Annotated in this window: 15 protein-coding genes; 5 read left to right on the forward strand and 10 right to left on the reverse strand. The window is 70.9% G+C overall.

Annotated features, from left to right (window positions below):
- Nucleotides 1-75: 75 nt before the first annotated feature.
- Nucleotides 76-1,845: a carbamoyltransferase family protein gene (locus HNR51_RS10870; protein ID WP_182554930.1), complete on the forward strand. Its 1,770-nt coding sequence runs from the start codon at nucleotides 76-78 to the stop codon at nucleotides 1,843-1,845.
- Between the two features lie 42 nt (nucleotides 1,846-1,887).
- Here HNR51_RS10870 and HNR51_RS10875 read toward each other — a convergent pair whose 3' ends face one another.
- The 4 genes from HNR51_RS10875 to HNR51_RS10890 form a co-directional block, all read right to left on the reverse strand.
- Entirely contained in the window at nucleotides 1,888-2,229 is a 342-nt protein-coding gene (locus HNR51_RS10875) for a hypothetical protein (protein WP_182554931.1), read from the reverse strand.
- 112 nt (nucleotides 2,230-2,341) lie between these two features.
- Complete coding sequence (locus tag HNR51_RS10880; protein WP_182554932.1) at nucleotides 2,342-3,016, reverse strand: haloacid dehalogenase type II; 675 nt, start codon at nucleotides 3,014-3,016, stop codon at nucleotides 2,342-2,344.
- A gap of 30 nt (nucleotides 3,017-3,046) precedes the next feature.
- A complete protein-coding gene (gene murJ, locus HNR51_RS10885; RefSeq protein ID WP_182554933.1) occupies nucleotides 3,047-4,576 on the reverse strand; it encodes a murein biosynthesis integral membrane protein MurJ in 1,530 nt (509 codons plus the stop codon).
- Between the two features lie 286 nt (nucleotides 4,577-4,862).
- Complete coding sequence (locus tag HNR51_RS10890; protein WP_012455364.1) at nucleotides 4,863-5,462, reverse strand: superoxide dismutase; 600 nt, start codon at nucleotides 5,460-5,462, stop codon at nucleotides 4,863-4,865.
- A gap of 362 nt (nucleotides 5,463-5,824) precedes the next feature.
- On the opposite strand from HNR51_RS10890, the gene HNR51_RS10895 reads away from it, so the two are divergent.
- On the forward strand, nucleotides 5,825-6,847 hold the full coding sequence (locus tag HNR51_RS10895) for a hypothetical protein (protein ID WP_182554934.1): 1,023 nt from the start codon (nucleotides 5,825-5,827) through the stop codon (nucleotides 6,845-6,847).
- Between the two features lie 86 nt (nucleotides 6,848-6,933).
- Here HNR51_RS10895 and HNR51_RS10900 read toward each other — a convergent pair whose 3' ends face one another.
- The 5 genes from HNR51_RS10900 to HNR51_RS10920 form a co-directional block, all read right to left on the reverse strand.
- On the reverse strand, nucleotides 6,934-8,685 hold the full coding sequence (locus HNR51_RS10900) for a sensor histidine kinase (RefSeq protein WP_182554935.1): 1,752 nt from the start codon (nucleotides 8,683-8,685) through the stop codon (nucleotides 6,934-6,936).
- A gap of 110 nt (nucleotides 8,686-8,795) precedes the next feature.
- Nucleotides 8,796-9,728, reverse strand: coding sequence for a glycosyltransferase family 2 protein (locus HNR51_RS10905; RefSeq protein ID WP_182554936.1), 933 nt, complete (start codon nucleotides 9,726-9,728; stop codon nucleotides 8,796-8,798).
- Nucleotides 9,725-10,630: a glycosyltransferase family protein gene (locus HNR51_RS10910; protein ID WP_182554937.1), complete on the reverse strand. Its 906-nt coding sequence runs from the start codon at nucleotides 10,628-10,630 to the stop codon at nucleotides 9,725-9,727. The genes HNR51_RS10905 and HNR51_RS10910 overlap by 4 nt, the downstream gene beginning before the upstream one ends.
- 70 nt (nucleotides 10,631-10,700) lie before the next feature.
- A complete protein-coding gene (locus HNR51_RS10915) occupies nucleotides 10,701-12,227 on the reverse strand; it encodes a M48 family metalloprotease (RefSeq protein ID WP_182554938.1) in 1,527 nt (508 codons plus the stop codon).
- A gap of 6 nt (nucleotides 12,228-12,233) precedes the next feature.
- Nucleotides 12,234-13,094: a DNA-binding protein gene (locus tag HNR51_RS10920; protein ID WP_182554997.1), complete on the reverse strand. Its 861-nt coding sequence runs from the start codon at nucleotides 13,092-13,094 to the stop codon at nucleotides 12,234-12,236.
- 738 nt (nucleotides 13,095-13,832) lie between these two features.
- On the opposite strand from HNR51_RS10920, the gene HNR51_RS10925 reads away from it, so the two are divergent.
- The 3 genes from HNR51_RS10925 (at nucleotide 13,833) to trmB (ending at nucleotide 16,372) form a co-directional block, all read left to right on the forward strand.
- Nucleotides 13,833-14,240: a helix-turn-helix domain-containing protein gene (locus tag HNR51_RS10925; protein ID WP_012455371.1), complete on the forward strand. Its 408-nt coding sequence runs from the start codon at nucleotides 13,833-13,835 to the stop codon at nucleotides 14,238-14,240.
- Nucleotides 14,241-14,449: 209 nt separating this feature from the next.
- Nucleotides 14,450-15,625, forward strand: coding sequence for a methionine adenosyltransferase (gene metK / locus HNR51_RS10930; protein WP_012455372.1), 1,176 nt, complete (start codon nucleotides 14,450-14,452; stop codon nucleotides 15,623-15,625).
- Nucleotides 15,626-15,634: 9 nt separating this feature from the next.
- The gene (gene trmB / locus HNR51_RS10935; RefSeq protein ID WP_182554939.1) at nucleotides 15,635-16,372 is read left to right on the forward strand and encodes a tRNA (guanine(46)-N(7))-methyltransferase TrmB; all 738 of its coding nucleotides are present in this window, start codon (nucleotides 15,635-15,637) and stop codon (nucleotides 16,370-16,372) included.
- 233 nt (nucleotides 16,373-16,605) lie between these two features.
- Here the strand turns inward: trmB and topA are convergent, their stop codons facing one another.
- Nucleotides 16,606-19,335, reverse strand: coding sequence for a type I DNA topoisomerase (gene topA / locus HNR51_RS10940; RefSeq protein WP_182554940.1), 2,730 nt, complete (start codon nucleotides 19,333-19,335; stop codon nucleotides 16,606-16,608).
- Nucleotides 19,336-19,431: the final 96 nt, after the last annotated feature.

Consider the following 19,431-nt stretch of genomic DNA (forward strand, 5'->3'; position numbering starts at 1 on the left):
GGGGCTCACGCTTCGGCAACGCCGTTGTCGCCGCGCGCGGTTGTCGCCCCGCCTGCCGGCGTGTAGCCCGGCAGCATGCGTACCTATCTCGGCCTCGCCACGACCTTCCACGATCCGGCGCTCGCCCTCGTCGGGCCGGACGGAACCGTGCTGTTCGCCGAGGCCGCCGAGCGCTACCTGCAATACAAGCGCGCCCCGAACTGCGAGCCCGATCCCGGCACCCGCATGGCGGGCCTGCTGAAGCGCCACGTACCGGAGGGAACGGAACTCGTCGTCGCCACCTCCTGGGGCGAGCAGTTTTCCGACTTCCTGAAGGGGCAGGCGGCCTCGGGCGCCTTCGATCTGCCGGCGCTCGCCGCGCATCCCTCCACCCTCAACCGCTCCTTCGTGCCGGAGCGAGCAGAGCGGGTCTTCATCGCCGACCTCCATGCCATGCAGGCGCGGGCCGGCAACGGCACAGTGCTCGCGCTCGACAACGAATCGCGCGGACTCGGCGGCAAGCCGCGGGCGACCATCGCGGGCCGCCGCCGCTACGCCCACCACCGCGCACACGCGGCCTATGCGCTCTGGGGCAGCCCGTTCGAGGAGGCGACGGCGCTGATCGTCGACGGCATGGGCGAGACCGGCGCCGCGGCGATCTACCGCCTGAAGGACGGGCGGATCGAAGAGGTGCGGCGCCAGCGCGGGCGCGGCTCGGTCGGCTTCCTCTACGGGCTGGTGACGGACCTCGCCGGGTTCGACCAGATCAAGGGCGAGGAGTGGAAGATCATGGGGCTCGCGCCCTATGGCCGGACCGACCCGGAGCTGATGGCAATCCTGCGCCGCCTCTACACGGTCGAGGACGGACGCCTGAAATTTGCCGACGAGGGCACGGTCCAGGCGGTCGCCGCCGGGATCCTGGCGCGGCGCCCGGCGGATGTCGGCGAGCAGGGCTGGGCCGACCTCGCCCGCTGCGGCCAGGACATCTTTTCGGAGTTGATGGACGTGCTGGTGGCCGAGGCTTGGCGTCTGGCGCCGTCCGAAAACCTCGTCATTGCCGGGGGCTGCGGCCTCAACTCCTCCTATAATGGGCGGGTGCTCGGGCGCTCCGGCTTCAAGCGCCTGCACGTCCCCTCGGCGCCCGCCGACGACGGCAACGCCATCGGCGCCGCGTGGCTGGCGCTCGCCGAGGACGATCCCGACTGGAAGGGCCCGGCGCGGGCAGTGCGCCCGCTCTCGCCCTATCTCGGCTCGACCGTCTCGACCGAGCCGCTGGAGCGCATGGCCGAGTGGGAGCCCCGCGCCCGCCGCCTCGGCCACGAGGGCGTGACGCGGGAGGCGGCCAAGATCCTGGCGGAAGGCGGCCTCGTCGGCTGGGTGCAGGGCAGGGCGGAGTTCGGCCCGCGGGCGCTCGGCAACCGCTCGATCCTGGCCGACCCGCGCCCGGCCCACGCCAAGGAATCGCTCAACGCCAAGGTGAAGTACCGCGAGGCGTTCCGCCCGTTCGCGCCCTCGATCCTGGCCGAGGCCGGCCCGGACTGGTTCGAGGACTACGCGGACAGCCCCTACATGGAGCGCACCCTGGTCTGGCGCGAGGCCGTGCGGGAGCGCGTGCCGGCGGTCGTCCATGCCGACGGCACCGGCCGGCTCCAGAGCGTCACCGCCGAGCGCAACCCGGCCTATGCCGCGCTGATCGCGGCGTTTGCCGAGATCACCGGCGTGCCGATCCTGCTCAACACCAGCTTCAACGTGATGGGCAAGCCGATCCTCCACACGGCGGAGGACGCGATCCTGATGTTCTACACCACCGGCCTCGACGCCATCGTGGTCGAGGACTGGATCCTGACGAAAAAGGCGCCGGCCTGAAGCCGACGCCCTTCATCCTCACGCGGCGCGCCCGCGGAAAACCTACTCGCAGACCTCGACCCGGCGATAGGTGAACTCGACCTCGTCGAGCCACACCTTGCGGCGCTCGTAGTGGCAGATCGGGCCGCGGCGCGGCGGCGGCGCGACGTAGACCGGCTCCTCCTCGACATAGACCCGGCGCGCGGGCGGCGGGGGCGGAGGCGCGGCACCGTTGAGGAGCGCGCCGACGGCCAGACCGCCGATGACGCCGGCCGCCGCGCCGCCGATCAGGGCGCCGTTGCGGCCGTCGCGGGCTTGAGCCGGGACGGCGGAGAGGAGGGCGGCGCCGAGAAGCGACGCGCAGACGCCCTTTCGGGCGAGGACGGAGAAGGACAGGGCGGGCACGAGAACCGATCCTCTGGACAACCGGACTGAGCGGGCAAGGAGACGATAGGCACTTGCGGCCGAGTTAATCCGGTCAAGCTTAAGGATTGGCGAACGCGCCGTTGCCGGCGGTTCAGATCACCGCGTCAAGAGCCTTCACGACCGCGCGAGGCGCCTGATCCGGATACTCGTCGGGCTGATCCTTGCGGTTCACCCAGACCGCATCGAAGCCGAAGGCGGTCGCACCCGCGATGTCCCAACGGTTCGAGGAGAAGAACAGCACGTCGTCCCGAGCCGTGCCGAGCCGATCGAGGACGAGCTGGTAGGCGGCGGGTGCGGTCTTGAAGGTCCGGACCGGATCGACGGAGAGCACCGCGTCGAGCCGGTCGCCAAGTCCCGCCGAGGCCACCGCCCGCTCCAGCATCGCGGCGTTGCCGTTGGAAAATAGGGCGGTCTTCACGCCCCGTTGGCGCAACCGCTCCAGCACGCCGGGCACCTCGCCGTAGGCGTCGAGCTCGCGATAGGCCGCAAGAAGCGTTTCGCGAAAGCCCCGGTCGATTCCAGGATGCTTGGCCAGGGCGAAATCGAGGGCGCGCTCGGTGAGGTCCCAGAAGCCGACATAGCGGCCCATCAGGCCGTGCACCCAGGAATATTCGAGCTGCTTGGTGCGCCACGTCTCGGACAGGCTCTCGGCCTGAGGCCCGAGATCGCCGGCGTGGCGCTGGACCGCCGAGTGCACGTCGAACAGCGTGCCGTAGGCGTCGAACACGGCGTGGGTCTTGCCGGCGAGGAGATCGGGATCGCTCATGCGGCGTGAGATGGGGCGGCGCGCCAGAACCTACCTGCGGCGCAAGCGCACGCCGAAGACGCCCATCACCGCGAGCAGAGTGCCGGCGTAAGCCAGAGCCCCGGCCAGCCCGAGGAGCGCCAGCACCGCGATCTCGCGGAAATGGGGCAGGGCGGGCACGATCCGCTCGGCGAAAGGCAGGCCGTAGACGGCAAAGCCCGCCAGCCCCGCGCTCGCGACGATCACGGCGGCGACGGTGACGCCGAGAACCCGCCCCGGCGCGGTCCAGCCGCGGCGCAGCGCCAGCCCGTAGAGCAAGGCGAGGTTGATCCACTGGCCGATGGCGGTGGCGAGCGCGAGGCCGGCGACGCCGTAGGGGCCGGTGAGCACGAGCTTGAGCCCGACATTGACGGCGATCGCGGTCAGCGAGGCGTAGAGCGGCGTCGTCGTGTCCTGCCGGGCGTAGAAGCTCGCGACGCCCGAGCGGACCAGCACCACCGCGGGCAGGGCCAGCCCGTAGGCCGCGAGCACGGAGGCGGCGCGGGCGGCATCCTCGGCGGTGAAGGCGCCGCGCTGGAACAGGGCGGCCATGATCAGCCCCGGCAGCGTCAGGAAGGCGACCATGAAGGGGGCTGAGAGGGCGAGCGAAAAGCCGGCCGCCCGGTTCTGCGCCGCATGCGCCCCGGCCACGTCGCCCGCGGCGATGCGCCGGCTCATCTCGGGCAGGAGCACGGTGCCGGCCGCGATGGCGATGACGCCGAAGGGCAGCTGGTAGATCCGGTCGGCGTAGTAGAGCGCCGAGACGGCGCCGGTCGGCAGGAAGCTCGCGATGATGGTGTCGGCGAAGGCCGCGATCTGGAAGCCGGCCGCGCCGATCACCGCCGGCCCCAGGATCTTGAAGAAGCGGATCAGGTCGGGATCGCGTACGGTCGGCTTCGTCAGCCGCGGGGCGTAGGCGCGGCGCCGCGCATCCCACCACACCAGCGCGAATTGCAGCACGCCGGAGACCGAGACGCCCCAGGCCGCGGCATAGGCCGCGTTCGGGAACAGGAAGGCCAGCGCCAGCGCCGCGAGCATGGCGAGGTTGAGCAGAACCGGCGCGCCGGCGGCGGCGGCGAAGCGGCGATGAGCATTGAGGATGCCGGAGAACAGCGTCACCAGCGTCATGAACAGCAGGTAGGGGAAGGTGATCCGCGTCAGGCTCACCGCCAGGGCGAAGCGCTCCCCGTCCTCGGAAAAGCCCGGCGCCAGCGCCCGCACCACCCAGGGCATCGCCGGAAGCGCCAGCGCCAGCAGGACCACCTGCACGAGCAGCATCAGGGTGAAGACGCGGTCGGCGAAGCGCGCGGCGGCGCCCTCGGCGCCGGCCTGCTCCAGATGGGTGTAGGCCGGCACGAAGGCCGTGTTGAACGCCCCCTCGCCGAAGATCGCGCGAAAATGGTTCGGCAGGCGGAAGGCGACGACGAAGGCATCCGCCATCGGTCCGGCCCCCATCACGGCGGCGGTGACCACGTCGCGGGCAAAGCCCGTGGCCCGCGAGACCAGCGTCCAGCCGCCGACGGAGAGGATCGAGCGGATCATTTTTTTGGCAGACGATCCCGTGCGAACAGTCGATCCCGCTTACGCCCTCATCCTGAGGTGCCGCGTAGCGGCCTCGAAGGATCCTCCAGGGATCGCGCGGGATCTGGAGGATCGATCAAAGCCGACGCTGCGCGGCCGGCACCTCGGGATGAGGGCGCAGGCGGGATCGCCCTGTCGTGGCAGTAGGCCTCCGGGCCAGGGCGCGGCTAGGGCCGCAAGGTCACGGCGCGCATGAAAAAGCCGCCCCGTCGGCAAACGGGGCGGCGCTGTCAGACCGCGAAGCGGATCAGGCCTTGGCCTCGCCGTACAGCTTCTCGACGTACTCCCAGTTCACGAGGTTCTCGATGAACGCCTTGAGGTAGTCGGGGCGGCGGTTGCGGTAGTCGATGTAGTAGGAGTGCTCCCACACGTCGACGCCGAGGATCGGCTTGGCGCCGTGGACGAGCGGGTTCTCGCCGTTCGGGGTCTTCAGGATCGCCAGCTTGCCGTCCTTGACCGCGAGCCAAGCCCAGCCCGAGCCGAACTGGCCGACGCCGGCCTGGATGAAGTCGGCCTTGAACTTCTCGTAGCCGCCGAGATCCTCATCGATCTTCTTGGCGAGCTCGGCCGGGGGCTGGCCGCCGCCGTTGGGCTTCATCCAGTTCCAGAAGTGGAGGTGGTTGTAGTGCTGGCCGGCGTTGTTGAAGAGCGCCTGATTGGTGTTGTAGCTCGCCTTGACGATCTCCTCGACGCTCTTGCCCGCGAGGTCGGTGCCCTCCAGCAGCTTGTTGCCGGTATCGACATAGGCCTTGTGGTGCTTGTCGTGGTGGAACTCGAGGGTTTCCTTCGACATGTACGGGCCCAGCGCGTCGTAGGCGTAGGGCAGCTCGGGCAGAGTGAACGTCATGCGTGTCTCCTAGGTTGTCCGGGTCTCGCGGGGAGCGGAGGCGAAGCGCGCGATGGAAAGCACGCGGCCGGCGAGGTGACGGGCGGGTAGGTAAGTCGGCGGGCCGGGCTCGGCAACGCCACCGCGGCCGTATCCGCACGCATGACGCCGATCGAAGGGCGGCATCCACCGTTTTACGGCGACGATCGCCCGCTCAGCGGTCCGATAACGCGCGGCACGCACGCGCAGCGGGTATCCGGCTGTGCAGGGCGAGACGGAAACGCCGGATTCCGGGTCCGCCTCGGCCGTGCGATTTTGCAATGTGCGGGTGGGGGGTTATCCTGTACGCCTCACGCCGTCCGCGACAGTCAGTCGAGAGTACCATGGTCGTCGCGCTGCTCGCGCTCAGTTCCGTCATGATCCTCGGTGGCATCGCCGCCGTGGTCCAGGGCTTCCCCTATGTCCGCCTGGAGAGTGGGCTCGCCATGGTGATCGGCGGCTCGACCGCCGCGTCGGCGGGTGTCGTCCTGCTCGGCCTGACGGCGGTCGTCCATCGCCTGCTCGCGATCCAGCGGGTCGTCGCCGACCGGCGCGCGATCGCGCCTCAGCCGGTCCAGGCCGGACTCCCCGCCGCGGCGGCGCCCTGGGCGGACACCGCCGCGGAGGCGCCGGTCCCCGCAGTGCCCGAGGTTCAGCCGCCGGAGCGTCCCTCGCTCGTTGGGACGGGCGGGTCCGGTATGGGCGGAGCTGGGATGGGCGCGGCCGGCATCGGCGCCGCCGGACTCGCGGGCCTGTCGCTCGGCGCGCTGCGGCCGGGCGGTCGCGGCTCCGAGCCGGTCTTCGAGGATCCGGCCCCGCCGCAGCCGAGCGCCGCCGAGCCGCTTCTGCCCGACCTCCTGCCCGAGGCCACGCCGCGCCCGACCGCCGCGGACGACCTCTTCCGCGCGCCCGAGCCGGCGCCGACCTTCCCGGAACCCGAGCCGATCACGCTTCCCGAGTCCTCTGCCGATTCCTCCGCCGAGCCCGCCGCCGAGGCGCGGGAGGACGCACGGAACGCGGCGGAGACACTGGCGGCCGAACCGATCGGCCTGCGCTCCTCCCTCGACGAGCCGGCCCCCGCGCCGGAGCCTGAGGCACCCGCGGCGGCGTTCGAGTCGGCGCCGGAACCCGTCGTCGTCGAGCCGGTGCCGCCGGAAGCGGAGGCGGAGCAAGGGGAGTCGGAGGAAGCGGCCACCGAAGAGCGGCACGCAGTGGGCTCCTACGCGTCGGGCGCCAACACCTACGTGATGTTCTCCGACGGCTCGATCGAGGCGGACACGCCGCGCGGTCGCTTCACCTTCGGCTCGCTCGACGAGTTGAAGAGCTTCGTGAATGCCGGCGGCGAGGAGGCCCGGGGCGCCGCCTAGGCCGCGCCCCGCAACGCAGGCCTCGGCTTTCAAGATCATACACGCGCGGGGGCAGCTTCACCGGCGGGTGAGGAGCGCCGACCGTCTCACACCAGCGGGTTGAGCGCCGGATTCCGTTCCGGCAGCGGCGCGGCGAGCGTCAGGTGGAATCCTTCCGGCGCGTAATCGGTCGTGATCTGCGCCTGCACCTGCGTGGTCAGCACCCGCTGCAGCAGGCGTGAGCCGAAGCCCTGGCGGGTCGGCGGAGCCACGGTCGGGCCGCCACTCTCGCGCCAATCGAGGTGCAACACGCCCGCCTCGACCTTCCAGGCGATCGCGATCCGGCCGCGGCCGGTCGAGAGCGCGCCGTATTTGGCCGCGTTGGTGGTCAGTTCGTGGATCGCCATGCCGACCGGCACGGCGATCTCCGAGGGAAGGTCAACCGGCGGGCCGTCGAGAACGATGCGCAGGTCCGGCGAGGTCTCGGTCTCGGTCTCGGCATAGGGCATCAGCTCGGAGGCGAGCAGGTCGCGCAGGCTCGCCGTCTGCCACGTCGCCTCGGTGAGCACGCTGTGGGTGTGGGCCAGCGACTTGATGCGGCCGACGAAGGCCTCGTGGAAGCTGTCGATGCTGGTGGCGGTGCGCGCCGTCGAGCCGACGATGGCCTGGACGGTGGCCAGCGTGTTCTTCACCCGGTGGTGTAGCTCGCGGATCAGAAGGCTGCGGCGCTCCTCGGAGAGGTGCCGGTCGGTGACGTCGGCGACGACGCCGATCAGGCGCCGCGGCAGTGCCCCCGGCCGCACCCGCTCGAACCGGCCGGCCATGTCGATGGTGCGCCACTGGCCGTCGTCGTGGCGGCGGATGCGGCCGGTGGCGTGTAGGATCGTGTCCTCGCGCAGGGCTCGCAGGATCGCTTGCCGGAAGACGGGGCGGTCTTCGGGATGCAGGATCTCCTTGAGGAAGGTGGACTTGCCGATGCTGCCCTCTTCCGGCCGGCGGCCGAAGATCGCGAACATCCGCTCGTTCTCCCAGGTCGCCCGGTCGTCGAGGACGTGCCACTCAAAGATGCCGAGATCGGCCACCGTGGTGGCGACCCGCAGGCGCTCCTCCCGCTCGGCCAGAGCCTCCCGGGCCTCGACGCGGGTGGTCACGTCCTGCACCACGCCGACGATGCCGACCGGCGTGCCGTCGGCGGCGAGCAGCGCCTCGCCGCGGGCACCGATCCAGATCTCGGCTCCGTCTGTGGCACGGCGGAACCGGGTCTGGAAGGCGTAGGGCCGCCGCTGGGCGATGGCGTCGGTAACCGCGGCCTGGATGCGCGCGGCATCCTCCGGATCGACCTGACCGCGCATGCCGGCCCAGGTCACGGAGCGTCCCGGTGCGTAGCCGAGGATCTGCGCGGCTCGGCGGGAGAACACCATCTGCCCGGTGACGAGGTCCCAGCGCCACTCGCCGAGGCCTGCCGCCGTCAGGGCGTCGCGGTTCTGCTCGGCCCGCACCAGATCGTCCGCATCGACGAGGGTCACCACCGCGACCGTTTCCGTCGCATCCGCGCCGGACAGGGTCAGGCGCAGATCGAGGCTGCTGCCATCCGCCCGCAGCCAGCGGCGGATGCCGGCCTTCACCTCCGTGCTCCCCTCGCCGAAGGCTTCGCGGCCGATCACTTGGTCGATCGGGCGGCCGTCGAGGTCGCCCGGCACGTAGCCGAGCCAGCGGCACAGGCAGGCGTTGGCGGTGCGGATCGTACGCCCGTCGGGCGCGAAGACGGCGAGGCCGACCGGCGCTCCGTCGAAGGCCGCACGGTAGAGCGCGGGCGACAGGTCCGCCGGTCGAGAGCCCTTGTCCGCTCTGTCGTACACGCCACTCCCCGTTCAGCCGCCCGCCGCCGGTGCAAGCGGGACCGTCCGGAGGGCGGCACCATGACCGAGGCCGCCGCGGACCACAAGATGCCCCCCGCTCCAGGCAAGCCTCATCGGTCGCCGCGGGTCAACAGGCCCGGCAGGGCCGCCGTCAGCATTCGCCCTGCGCGGATCACCGCACCCGCATCCCCGACCTTGCCCCGCACCAGCGCCCGGCCGAGGCGGACGGGCAGGTTCACGGCCATCGCGGCGGCCAGGACGGCGAGAAAGGCCGCCCGGCCATGATGCTTGCGCGCGTAGAGCGCCTGCGCGCGCAAGAAGTAGAACAGGCGCCGGTCCTTCACCGCCTCGGTGGTGCCCTGGCCGCGATGGCGGATCTCGGCCTGTGCGGCATGGCACACGGCAAAGCCGGACGCGGCGGTGCGGGCGCAGAGGTCGGCATCCTCCCAGTAGACGAAGAAGCGCTCGTCGAACCCGCCGAGGCGGGCGAAGAGGGGGCGGCGGATCATCAGGAAGGCGCCCATCACCGCATCGACCGCCCGGGTCTCTTCATGGTCCCAGTCGAGCAGGAAGTGCGGCGGCACGAGGCGCGGCAGCAGCCGGTCGAGGAAGAGCGTGTGGGCGATCAGGCTCGCTCCCGTCGGGTGGCGGGCGCAGGTTCGGTGGGTGCGCCCCGCCTCGTCGACCAGACGCGCGCCGACGATGCCGGTGCCGGGATCGGCCTCGAGCTGCGCGCGGGCGGCGGCGATCCCGCTCCGGCTCACCTGCGTGTCGGGGTTGAGGAACAGGATGGCGCCGGCCGATCCCAGCGCCGCCCCCTGGTTGCAGGCGTGGGCGAAGCCACGATTGTCGGCATTGCGCAGGACCGTGAGCGCGAGACCCGGCCGGTCGAGGTCATCGGCCGAGCCGTCGCCGGAGGCGTTGTCGACGACGACGACGCGCAGCTGCTCCGCCCCCTCGCTCGCGGCAAGGCTCGCGAGACAGGCCCGGAGCTGGTCGCCGGCATTCCAGTTGACGATGACGACGTCGAGCGCCTGCGTCACGGCGGGGCGTCCGCCGGCCGGCCGAGACGCCCGGCCAGCCCCTGGGCCAGCGCCGCGAGCAGGCGCGCCAGCACCCGGGGCGAGAACCGGTGCCGGCTCCAGTAGAGCCCGATCTGAAGCGGCAGGTAGGCGGCCTGTTTCAGCTTCCAGCGGGCCGGCACGTGCGGCAGACGCCAGCCATAGGCGGTGTTGCGCACGTAGACGGCCATGCGGAACAGCGGCTGGTCGGGCATCGCCACGGGCAGGAACCGCGCGCGGAGGGTGCCGCGCCCGACGCTGTGCGGGATCGCGGTGCCGGGATCCATCCAGCAGCTCCAGCCCCGCGCCCAGGCGCGAAAACACCATTCGAGATCGACCGCGTCGATGAAGAAGTCCTCGCGGAACGGGCCGATCCGGGCGAAGGCGGCGAGATCGACGAGCGAGCCCGAGGTCGCCAGAAACTCCACCGGCCTCAAACCCTCGCGGGGCGGCAGGTCGGGGCGCAGGGGATAGGCCGGCGCCTTGTGGCCGGGCTTCGGCGCGGGTGCCGGCCCGACCAGGGCCGGGAGCGGGCTTTCCCCGGTGGCCCGATCGAGAGCCTGGCCGAGGGCCCGCGCCGTCTCGACGGTGGCGTCGGCATCCTGATCGAGCAGGAACAGGCGCGAAAAACCCGCCACGAGCGCCGCCTCCGCCAGGGCGTTGAGGGCGGCGGCGATGCCGCGGTTGCGGCCCTCGCCGAGCAGGCCGAGCCCCTCCGCGTCCCGCAGCCGCGCCCGCCCCTCGGGCGGGATGCCGCCGTTGTCGTAGACGAGGACGGGCATGCGGCCGGCGAAGCGCTCGACGATCCGCGCCACCTGTTCGGGCGAGGGGCGGAAGAACACGACCGCAACGGCGGTGTCGGCTGAGGGATCGGGGCGCTGCACGTGGGACCTGTTTCGCGGCCACGGGCCTAGGCGCCGTCCCGCGGTCACGCAAGCCCGGCCGCCTGAAACCTCACTCCACCACGAGCTTGTAGCCCTGGCCGGGCTTCACCGCCGCGCCGCGCTGCAGGCCGTTGAGCACGAGGAAGCGATCGACCGCGCGGTCGGGCACGCTCATGCGGCGGGCCAAACCCTCCACGGTGTCGCCCGGGGCGGCGGTGACGATCCGCAGATGCGCCGGCTTGAGGGCGGCGGCCTCCTCCGGCTCGATCGGGCGCAGGCTCTCCAGCCAGCGGCGGAAGGCCGGCTCGGGATCGGTCGCCCCCTTGGCCGCCATGATCATGCGATAGGTCGTCTCGCCCATGCGGACCGCCGCGAGGCGGAAGGTCCAATCCTTGCCGCGGGAGAGCGCGGTGACCGCCGAGCGCCCGCCGATGATGCGGTTCTCGACGGAGCCGGCCTCGATGGCATCGTTCCAGGTGGCGCGCAGCACGTCCTCCAGGCTGCGGTCGCCGCTGGCCTCGACCTGATCGAACAGCAGGCGGCGGCTGCCCTCGGGCGTGGTGCCGAGCACGGCATTGCGGGTGTTCTCGATGGCGAAGGCGTCCGGCACCTCGAAGGCGATACCGAGCCCCGGATGCAGGAAGCGGCGCCCACGCACGAGCCCTTCGCCGGGATTGTCGCCGTAGGCGAGTCCGTCGATCGCCGCGAGGTAGGGGGCGCGGTCGTCGGTGCCGAGGCCGGGGGCGCCGATGCGCCGGGCCGCACGGGTGACGAGGGCGATGCGCTCGGCGGTGGCCGGGTGCGTCGCCAGCATGTCGGGCTCGGCCGCGCTGCCGTTGCCGGTTTTGAGCGCCATGGTGCGCTGGAGCGCGTCGAGGAAGCGGCCGGCGCCGAAGGGATCGTAGCCGGCCTGCGCCAGCACGCGCACCCCGTTGGTGTCCGCCTCCAGTTCCTGCTCGCGGGAGAAGCGGGCGAGGGTGAACTTGGACTGGCTCTCGAGCTGCGCCCCGGTGACCGGATCGTTCAGCACGTCCGCCACGACCCGGCTCACGAGCTGCGAGCGCAGGGCCATCTCGCTGCGGGCGGTGGCATGGCGCAGGGTCACGTGGGCGATCTCGTGGGCGAGCACCGCCGCGACCTCCGAACTGTCGCTCGCCAGCGCCAGCAGGCCGCGGGTGACGTAGAGACGGCCGCTCGGCAGGGCGAAGGCGTTGACGACGGGCGAGTCGAGCAGCGTCACCGCGTAGCTCTCCTGCGGCCGGTCGCTGGCGCGCACCAGCCGGTCGGTGATCTCGCTGATCAGCCGGTGGGCGGCCGGGGCGCGGTACTCGCCGCCGAAGGAGGCCACGAGCTTGGCGTGGTCCGCCTCGTCGGAGCGGGTGCGCCCCGTGGTCTTGGGCGCCTGCTCCGGCACCTTGATGACCGCGGGCGTGAGCACGCTGCCGGTCTGGTCGGCGGCGCAGGCCACGAGCAGACCCGCCAGCGCGGCCAGCGCGCCGAGCCGCAAGCCGGCTTGCGCAAGAGGTTGCGCAAACCCTTCCCGGCGGCGACCACCCGCGCTCCGCCGCCCCGATCCGTGCTGCCGATCCCCCGCCATGCCGTTCTAGCGCCGCAGCGCCCGCTCCCCCTCGACGACTTCGATGCCCTCGACGCCGGCCAGATCGATGAGCGGTCCCCGCCCGATCTCCACCGTGCCGCGGATTCTCACGAGACGGCCCTTCAGCGTGGCCGCCGACAAACCATGTTCGCTCAGACTCCGCCAAGTGCGTTTCTGCACGGTTACGGTCAAGCCTTGCTCGCCGCGACGGGCGAAGTCGAGATAGGTCCGGGCGGAGCGCTCGCCGACATGCCGGATGCGCCCCTCCACCACCACGAAGCGGCCGGCGCGCGCGCTCAGAGCCGGCTCATCGGTCGCGGCGAGCGGACCGCCCGCCCAGAGGCCGTGCCCGGCCGCGCGCGGCGCCGCCTCAAGGGCCCGGAGCGCCGGGCGGCAGAGCGCTTCGGCTTCGCCGGCACCGGCGTAGCCGAGCCCGGCCGCCACCAGCCCGCCCGCGAGATCGACCGGCTCCGCCTCGCCCGCAATCCCGTCGGCACGGCGGCGGCCCCAGCGATCCTCGGGGCCGCGCTCGGTCAGGACCAGGGGCATGCCGCGAAACGCCAGCAGCCAGGATCGGGCGGCCGCGTCGATCTCCGGCGCGTCCGGCCAGTGCAGGCCGGAGAGCACCGCCCGACGGCCGGAGGCAAGGATCAGCTCACCCCGCGGTCCGACATCGGCGAGGCGATCCGCCCGCGCGGCGGCCGGGCGGCACGCCTCCTCCGCCTGCGGCGCGGCGGCCAGGGTGTGGGGCGCCGCGCTTCCTCCGCAGGCGGCCGCGAGCAGCCAGACCAGGGCCGGGCCCGGGGCACCGAAGCGGCCCGCACCAGGAACGACACCGTGAGCCTCTCTCCGACCACCGGGTACCATCGTCACCGCTCGCGCTCGGCCTCTCGTCTCCAGCCGAGGATGATCCGCGAAAATGGCCCGGATCACGGCACGGGCGCGCGTCCGCGGCGCGCCGTCATGGATTGTCGAACCCTTGAGTCTTTCGGACAACAGGTCGAGGCCCGCGGCACCCTCGACTCCCTATGGCACATCCTCGGACGGCCCAGCCCGGAACGGTTGGCGGTCCCGTGCGATGATGCTAAGCCTGTTGAGACGTCTCCGTAGCTCAGCTGGACAGAGCACAGGTTTCCTAAACTCCACAATTGGGCGCCGTGATGGGAAACCGCGCGGCGGATCCGCTCAAATTCGGGGAAAGCTTCCGGCGCCGCGGCGCCCTGCCGATCCCGAGCCAAGCCCGAGAGCCGTTCGGTTCAACGGAAGGTGTAGAGACTAGACGGGCGGCACCTAAAGTCCCCATCCGGGGTCCATGGTGAAGGGATAGTCCAGGCCACGAACGCGCAAAACAGCGCGGCGGCGAAAGTCGAAGTGGTATGAAACCTGGGGTCGCAGGTTCGAGCCCTGCCGGGGACGCCATTCCTACGTTCGACCTGTAGATTGCGGACGGCCGACTAGTTCATCCTTAGATCTGAATGCGGCGCCATGTCGCACCTTTAACATATGACATATTCTGTGTGTCGTTGCCATTGTCTCCCGGCGTGGCCTTGCAACAGGAAAGTTTTCGTTCGAAGCATCCCCCAAAAGAGCTTGGGCGGAGTCACGATGGCAGGCCAGAAGACCGATGAGCGCGATGTCCTTCTCGGACGTCGGATCGCTGAGCAACGCAAACGTTCGAAACTAACACAGCGCGCCGTCGCTGACAGCTTCGGGATGTCCGCTGCACAACTTCAGAAATATGAAAAGGGCGTCAACCGGATCAGTGCTATCCACCTCGCGATCCTCGGCCGGCTCACCAATACACCGATCTCCGAGTTCCTCGACGGCATCCCCCACCCCGACCCGGAAACGGAACGTGGTTTTTCGGAGAGCGGACAGCAATCCTATGCTGTCGAGCCGTGGTCCGACCTTGCCCGCGCGATCGCGCGGCAATTCGTCGAGACCTTCAGCGAGGATCAGCGCCGCGAGCTCTCCGCCGCGATCGAGGTTCTGAGCCGCGAACTCAAGAGCTGACGGCCACAGCCCCGCAACCGACGACCATCGGATCCAAGCGGTGGTCGCGGCGCGAGCGAAGGATTGGCGCAACAGCGTTCGTTAAAACGGACGATTTCGCCATTCCGGCTTGACCGTCCGTCACACCGATGCGACAAGCCGCGCCTCTGGAGACCGGGTCAAGCGCCGTTGCGAGACGAAGGCGCGCCCGACAATCGGGGGTGCAGCCAATGCCTCGTTCCGACTACCTCTTCACCAGCGAATCCGTCTCCGAAGGCCACCCCGACAAGGTGAGCGACCGGATCTCGGACACCGTCGTCGATGCCTATCTCGCGGCGATGCCGGAGGCCCGTCTCGGCGTCGAGACGCTGACCACGACCAACCGCGTCGTGATCGCGGGCGAGGTGCGCGGCCCCGATTCCGTGACCTTCAAGGACCTTGAGGAGCTGACCCGCGAGGCCGTGCGCGACATCGGCTACGAGCAGTCCGGCTTCCACTGGAAGAACAACGACGTCGCCATCCACCTGCACGCGCAGTCCGCCGACATCGCCCAGGGCGTCGACGCCGCCGGCAACAAGGACGAGGGCGCGGGCGACCAGGGCATCATGTTCGGCTACGCCGCCGACGAGACCCCGGCCCTGATGCCGGCGCCGATCTTCTACGCGCACAAGATCCTCAAGGACCTCGCCGACGCGCGCAAGGCCAAGCAGGGCGACGCCGCCAAGCTCGGTCCGGACGCCAAGAGCCAGGTCACCGTGCGCTACGCCGACGGCCGCCCGGTCGAGGTGACGCAGATCGTGCTCTCGACCCAGCACCTCGACGAGTCGCTCGACTCGGCCGACGTGCGCGCCATCGTCGAGCCCTACATCCTCAAGGCCCTGCCGCAGGGCTGGGTCAACGAGGGCACCGTCTGGCACGTCAACCCGACCGGCAAGTTCGTGATCGGCGGCCCCGACGGCGATGCGGGCCTCACCGGCCGCAAGATCATCGTCGACACCTACGGCGGCGCGGCCCCCCACGGCGGCGGTGCCTTCTCGGGCAAGGATCCGACCAAGGTCGACCGTTCGGCCGCCTACGCTGCCCGCTATCTGGCCAAGAACGTCGTCGCCGCCGGCCTCGCCCGCCGCGCCACGATCCAGCTCTCCTACGCCATCGGCGTGGCCAAGCCTCTGTCGATCTACGTCGACCTGCACGGCACCGGCACCGTGGACGAGGCCAAGCTCGAAGGCGTGCTGATGGACGCCCTCGACCTCTCGCCCCGCGGCATCCGCACGGCGCTCCAGCTCAACAAGCCGATCTACGCCCGCACCTCGGCCTACGGCCATTTCGGCCGTGAGCCCGACGCCGATGGCGGCTTCTCCTGGGAGAAGACGGATCTCGCCGACAAGCTGAAGTCGGCGTTCTGAGCCCGAACCATGATGGGGAGGGATGACGACATCCCTCCCGAGACGGGCGGGACGGCGGAGACCGAGCGGGCCTTCTACGGGCGCCGCAAGGGCAAGCGCCTTCGGCCGGGCCAGGAGCAGCGTCTCGAAGGGGCGCTGCCCCGCCTACGCGTCGCGCTGCCCGAGCGCGGCGAATTTCTGGATCCGCCGGCGCTGTTTTCGGTGCCGGTCGACGAGGTGTGGCTGGAAATCGGCTTCGGCGGCGGCGAGCACCTCGCGGCCCAGGCCGAGGCCCACCGCCAGGCCGGCATCATCGGCTGCGAGCCCTTCGTCAACGGCGTGGTCAAGCTGCTGCGCGCGGTGGACGAGCGCGGTTTGCGCAACGTCCGCGTCTGGGACGAGGACGCCACCGCCCTGCTCACCGCATTGCCGGATGCGAGCCTCGCCCGCGTCTACCTGCTCTATCCCGATCCCTGGCCCAAGCGCCGCCAGCGCAAGCGCCGCTTCGTCTCGGATGCCTCGCTCGCCGAGATCGCCCGGGTGCTGCGGCCCGGCGGGCATTTCCGCTTCGCCAGCGATATCGACGATTACGTCGGCTGGACCCTGGTCCGCGCCGCCCGCTGTCCTCAGCTCCGCTGGACGGCCGAGGGCGCCGACGACTGGCGTCGGCCCTTCCCCGGCTGGCCGGGCACCCGCTACGAGGCCAAGGCCCTCGCGGCCGGCCGGCTGCCGAGCTACCTGACGTTCGAGCGCGTCGAAGCCGCCTGATTTCCAGGCGCGACCTCGCCCTGCATGTCCCTCGCCCCCCGGATGTCGAGCTCGGCCGAGCGCCGACTCTCTGGCCCAGGCCGGGCAAGCCCCGTTCCGGCGGGGAGGGAGCAGCCCCCGAAGGGGGTCGGGGGAGGAGAGCGACGTGTCCGGAAAGAACCTGAGCCGATCCCTCTCCCGTTCGCTGCGCGAACTCCCTCCCCCACAGGGAGGGGGAGGGTCGTAAGCGCGCCTCAGCTCGCCTTGGTCTTCGCCGCCGCCTTCTTGGCAGCCGCCGGCTTGGCCGCAGCCTTCGTTGTCGACTTGCTGGCCGTCTTGCTCGCCGTCTTGCGGACCGCGGGCTTCTTCGCCTCGGCACCGTCCGCCGCCTTCGTCGCCGTGCGGGCGCGCGTGGCCGTCTTGCGAACCGGCTTCTTGCCCCCGCCCGAGGCGCGCTTGGCGTTGATGAGCTCGATCGCCTGTTCCAGCGTCAGGCTCTCGGCGGCCATCGTCTTCGGCAGCGTCGCGTTGACCGAGCCGTCGCTGACATAGGGGCCGTACTTGCCGGCCTTGACCACGAGCGCCGCCCCGTCGGGATGCGGGCCCAGCGCGCGGCCGGGATCGGAGGAGGGGCGGCCACGACCGCCGCCCTGCTCCTTGGCGACGATGAGATCGATGGCGCGGTTGGCGCCGATCTCCAGCACGTCGTCGTCCTTGCCGAGGTTGGCGTAGGTCTTTCCGTGCTGCACGTAGGGGCCGAAGCGGCCGAGATTGGCCAGGATCGGCTCGCCGGTCTCCGGGTGCTTGGCGACCTCGCGCGGCAGCGAGAGCAGGCGCAGGGCGATCTCCAGCGTGACGCTGCCCGGGCTCGTGCCCTTCGGCAGCGAGGAGCGCTTCGGCTTCTCCGCGCCCTTCTCGGACGACGCCTCGCCGAGCTGCACGAAGGGTCCGAAGCGGCCGTCGCGCAGGGTCACGGGCAGGCCGGTGGCGGGATCGTCGCCGAGCACGCGCACGCCGGGCTGGCCGCCCTCCGCGGAGGAGCCGTCGCCCTCGCCCTCGACACCGGAGGCCGAGAGCTGCCGGGTGTACTTGCACTCCGGGTAGTTCGAGCAGCCGATGAAGGCACCGAACTTGCCGAGCTTCAGCGAGAGCTGGCCCGAGCCGCAGGTCGGGCAGGCGCGCGGATCGCTGCCATCCGCCTTCTCGGGGAAGATGTGCGGTCCGAGCAGCCCGTTGAGGGCTTCGAGCACCTCCGCGACGCGCAGCTCCTTGGTGCCGCCGATGGCCGCCGAGAAGTCGCGCCAGAAGTCGCGCAGCACCGAGCGCCAGTCGATCTCGGCATTCGAGACCCGGTCGAGCTGCTCCTCCAGGCTCGCGGTGAAATCGTACTCGACGTAGCGCTTGAAGAAGCTCTCGAGGAAACCGGTGACGAGCCGGCCCTTGTCCTCCGGCTGGAGGCGCTTCTTCTCGATCTTGACGTATTCGCGGTCGCGCAGGGTCTGCAGCACCGCGGCGTAGGTCGAGGGCCGGCCGATGCCGAGTTCCTCCATCCGCTTGACGAGGCTCGCTTCGGAATAGCGCGGCGGCGGCTCGGTGAAGTGCTGGGTCGAGGCGATGCGCTCGCGCTTGAGCGGATCGCCGGCCGCCATCGCCGGCAGGCGCTTCGAATCCTCGTCCTCCTCGTCGTCCTTGCCCTCCTGGTAGAGGGCGAGGAAGCCGTCGAACTTCACGACTTGGCCCGTCGCGCGCAGGTCGATCCGCCGCGGGCCGACGCTCGCGGCGACTTCGACGGTGGTACGCTCGAGTTCGGCCGATTCCATCTGGCTCGCGATCGTGCGCGTCCAGATCAGTTCGTACAGCTTCGCCTGCTCGGGTTCGAGGTAGCGGGCGACCTGCTTGGGCAACCGGCCCATATCGGTCGGGCGCACGGCCTCGTGCGCTTCCTGCGCGTTCTTGGCCTTGACCGAATACTTGCGCGGCGCGCCCGGCACGTAGTCGTCGCCGAACTCGCGGCCGATCACCCGGCGGGCATCCGAGATCGCCTCCGGCGCCATGTCGACGCCGTCGGTTCGCATATAGGTGATGATGCCGACCGTCTCGCCGCCGACATCCACGCCCTCATAGAGCTTCTGGGCGACCCGCATGGTCTGCGCCGGCGCCATGCCGAGCTTGCGCGAGGCCTCCTGCTGCAGCGTCGAGGTGGTGAAGGGCGGCTGCGGGTGGCGCTTGGCGGGCTTGGCCTCGACGGAGGCCACCTGGAAGGTCGCGAGTTCGAGGTCGCGCTTGAAGGCGGCGGCCTCCTCGGCATTGCCGACATCGAGGCGCTGGATGCGCTTGCCGTCGGCGCCGACGAGCCGGGCCTCGAACACGCCGCCGGCTTCCGTGGCCAGCGTGGCGACGATCGACCAGTACTCGCGGGGCTTGAAGCGCTCGATCTCCATCTCGCGCTCGACCACGAGGCGGAGCGCCACCGACTGCACGCGGCCGGCCGAGCGGGCGCCGGGGAGCTTGCGCCACAGCACCGGCGAGAGGTTGAAGCCGACGAGGTAATCCAGCGCCCGGCGCGCGAGATAGGCATCGACCAGCGCTTGGTCGATCTCGCGGGGCTTGCGCATCGCCGCATCGACCGACGCCTTGGTGATGGCGTTGAAGGTCACGCGCTCGACCGGGATGCCCTTCAGCGCCTTGCGGGCCGAGAGCGCCTCGATGACGTGCCAGGAGATCGCCTCGCCCTCGCGATCCGGGTCGGTGGCGAGGATGAGCTTTTCGGCGCCCTTGATCGCCCGGGCGATCTCGGACACGCGCTTCGAGCCCCGATCCTCCAGCTCCCAGACCATGGCGAAATCGGCCTCCGGATCGACCGAGCCGTCCTTGGCCGGCAGATCGCGGATATGGCCGAACGAGGCCAGAACCTCGTAGTCGCGTCCGAGATATTTGTTGATCGTCTTGGCCTTGGCCGGCGACTCGACGACGACGACTTTCATGAACCTCTGCCTCTCGCCAGAGCCTCACCGCGGGTACGGTTTTGGGGATGGCGCGGATAGCGTACCGGTCGGGGGCCGGCTCTCGCGCCGCGCAGA

This window comes from Methylorubrum thiocyanatum (genome assembly GCA_014138645.1).
GTDB lineage: Bacteria > Pseudomonadota > Alphaproteobacteria > Rhizobiales > Beijerinckiaceae > Methylobacterium > Methylobacterium thiocyanatum.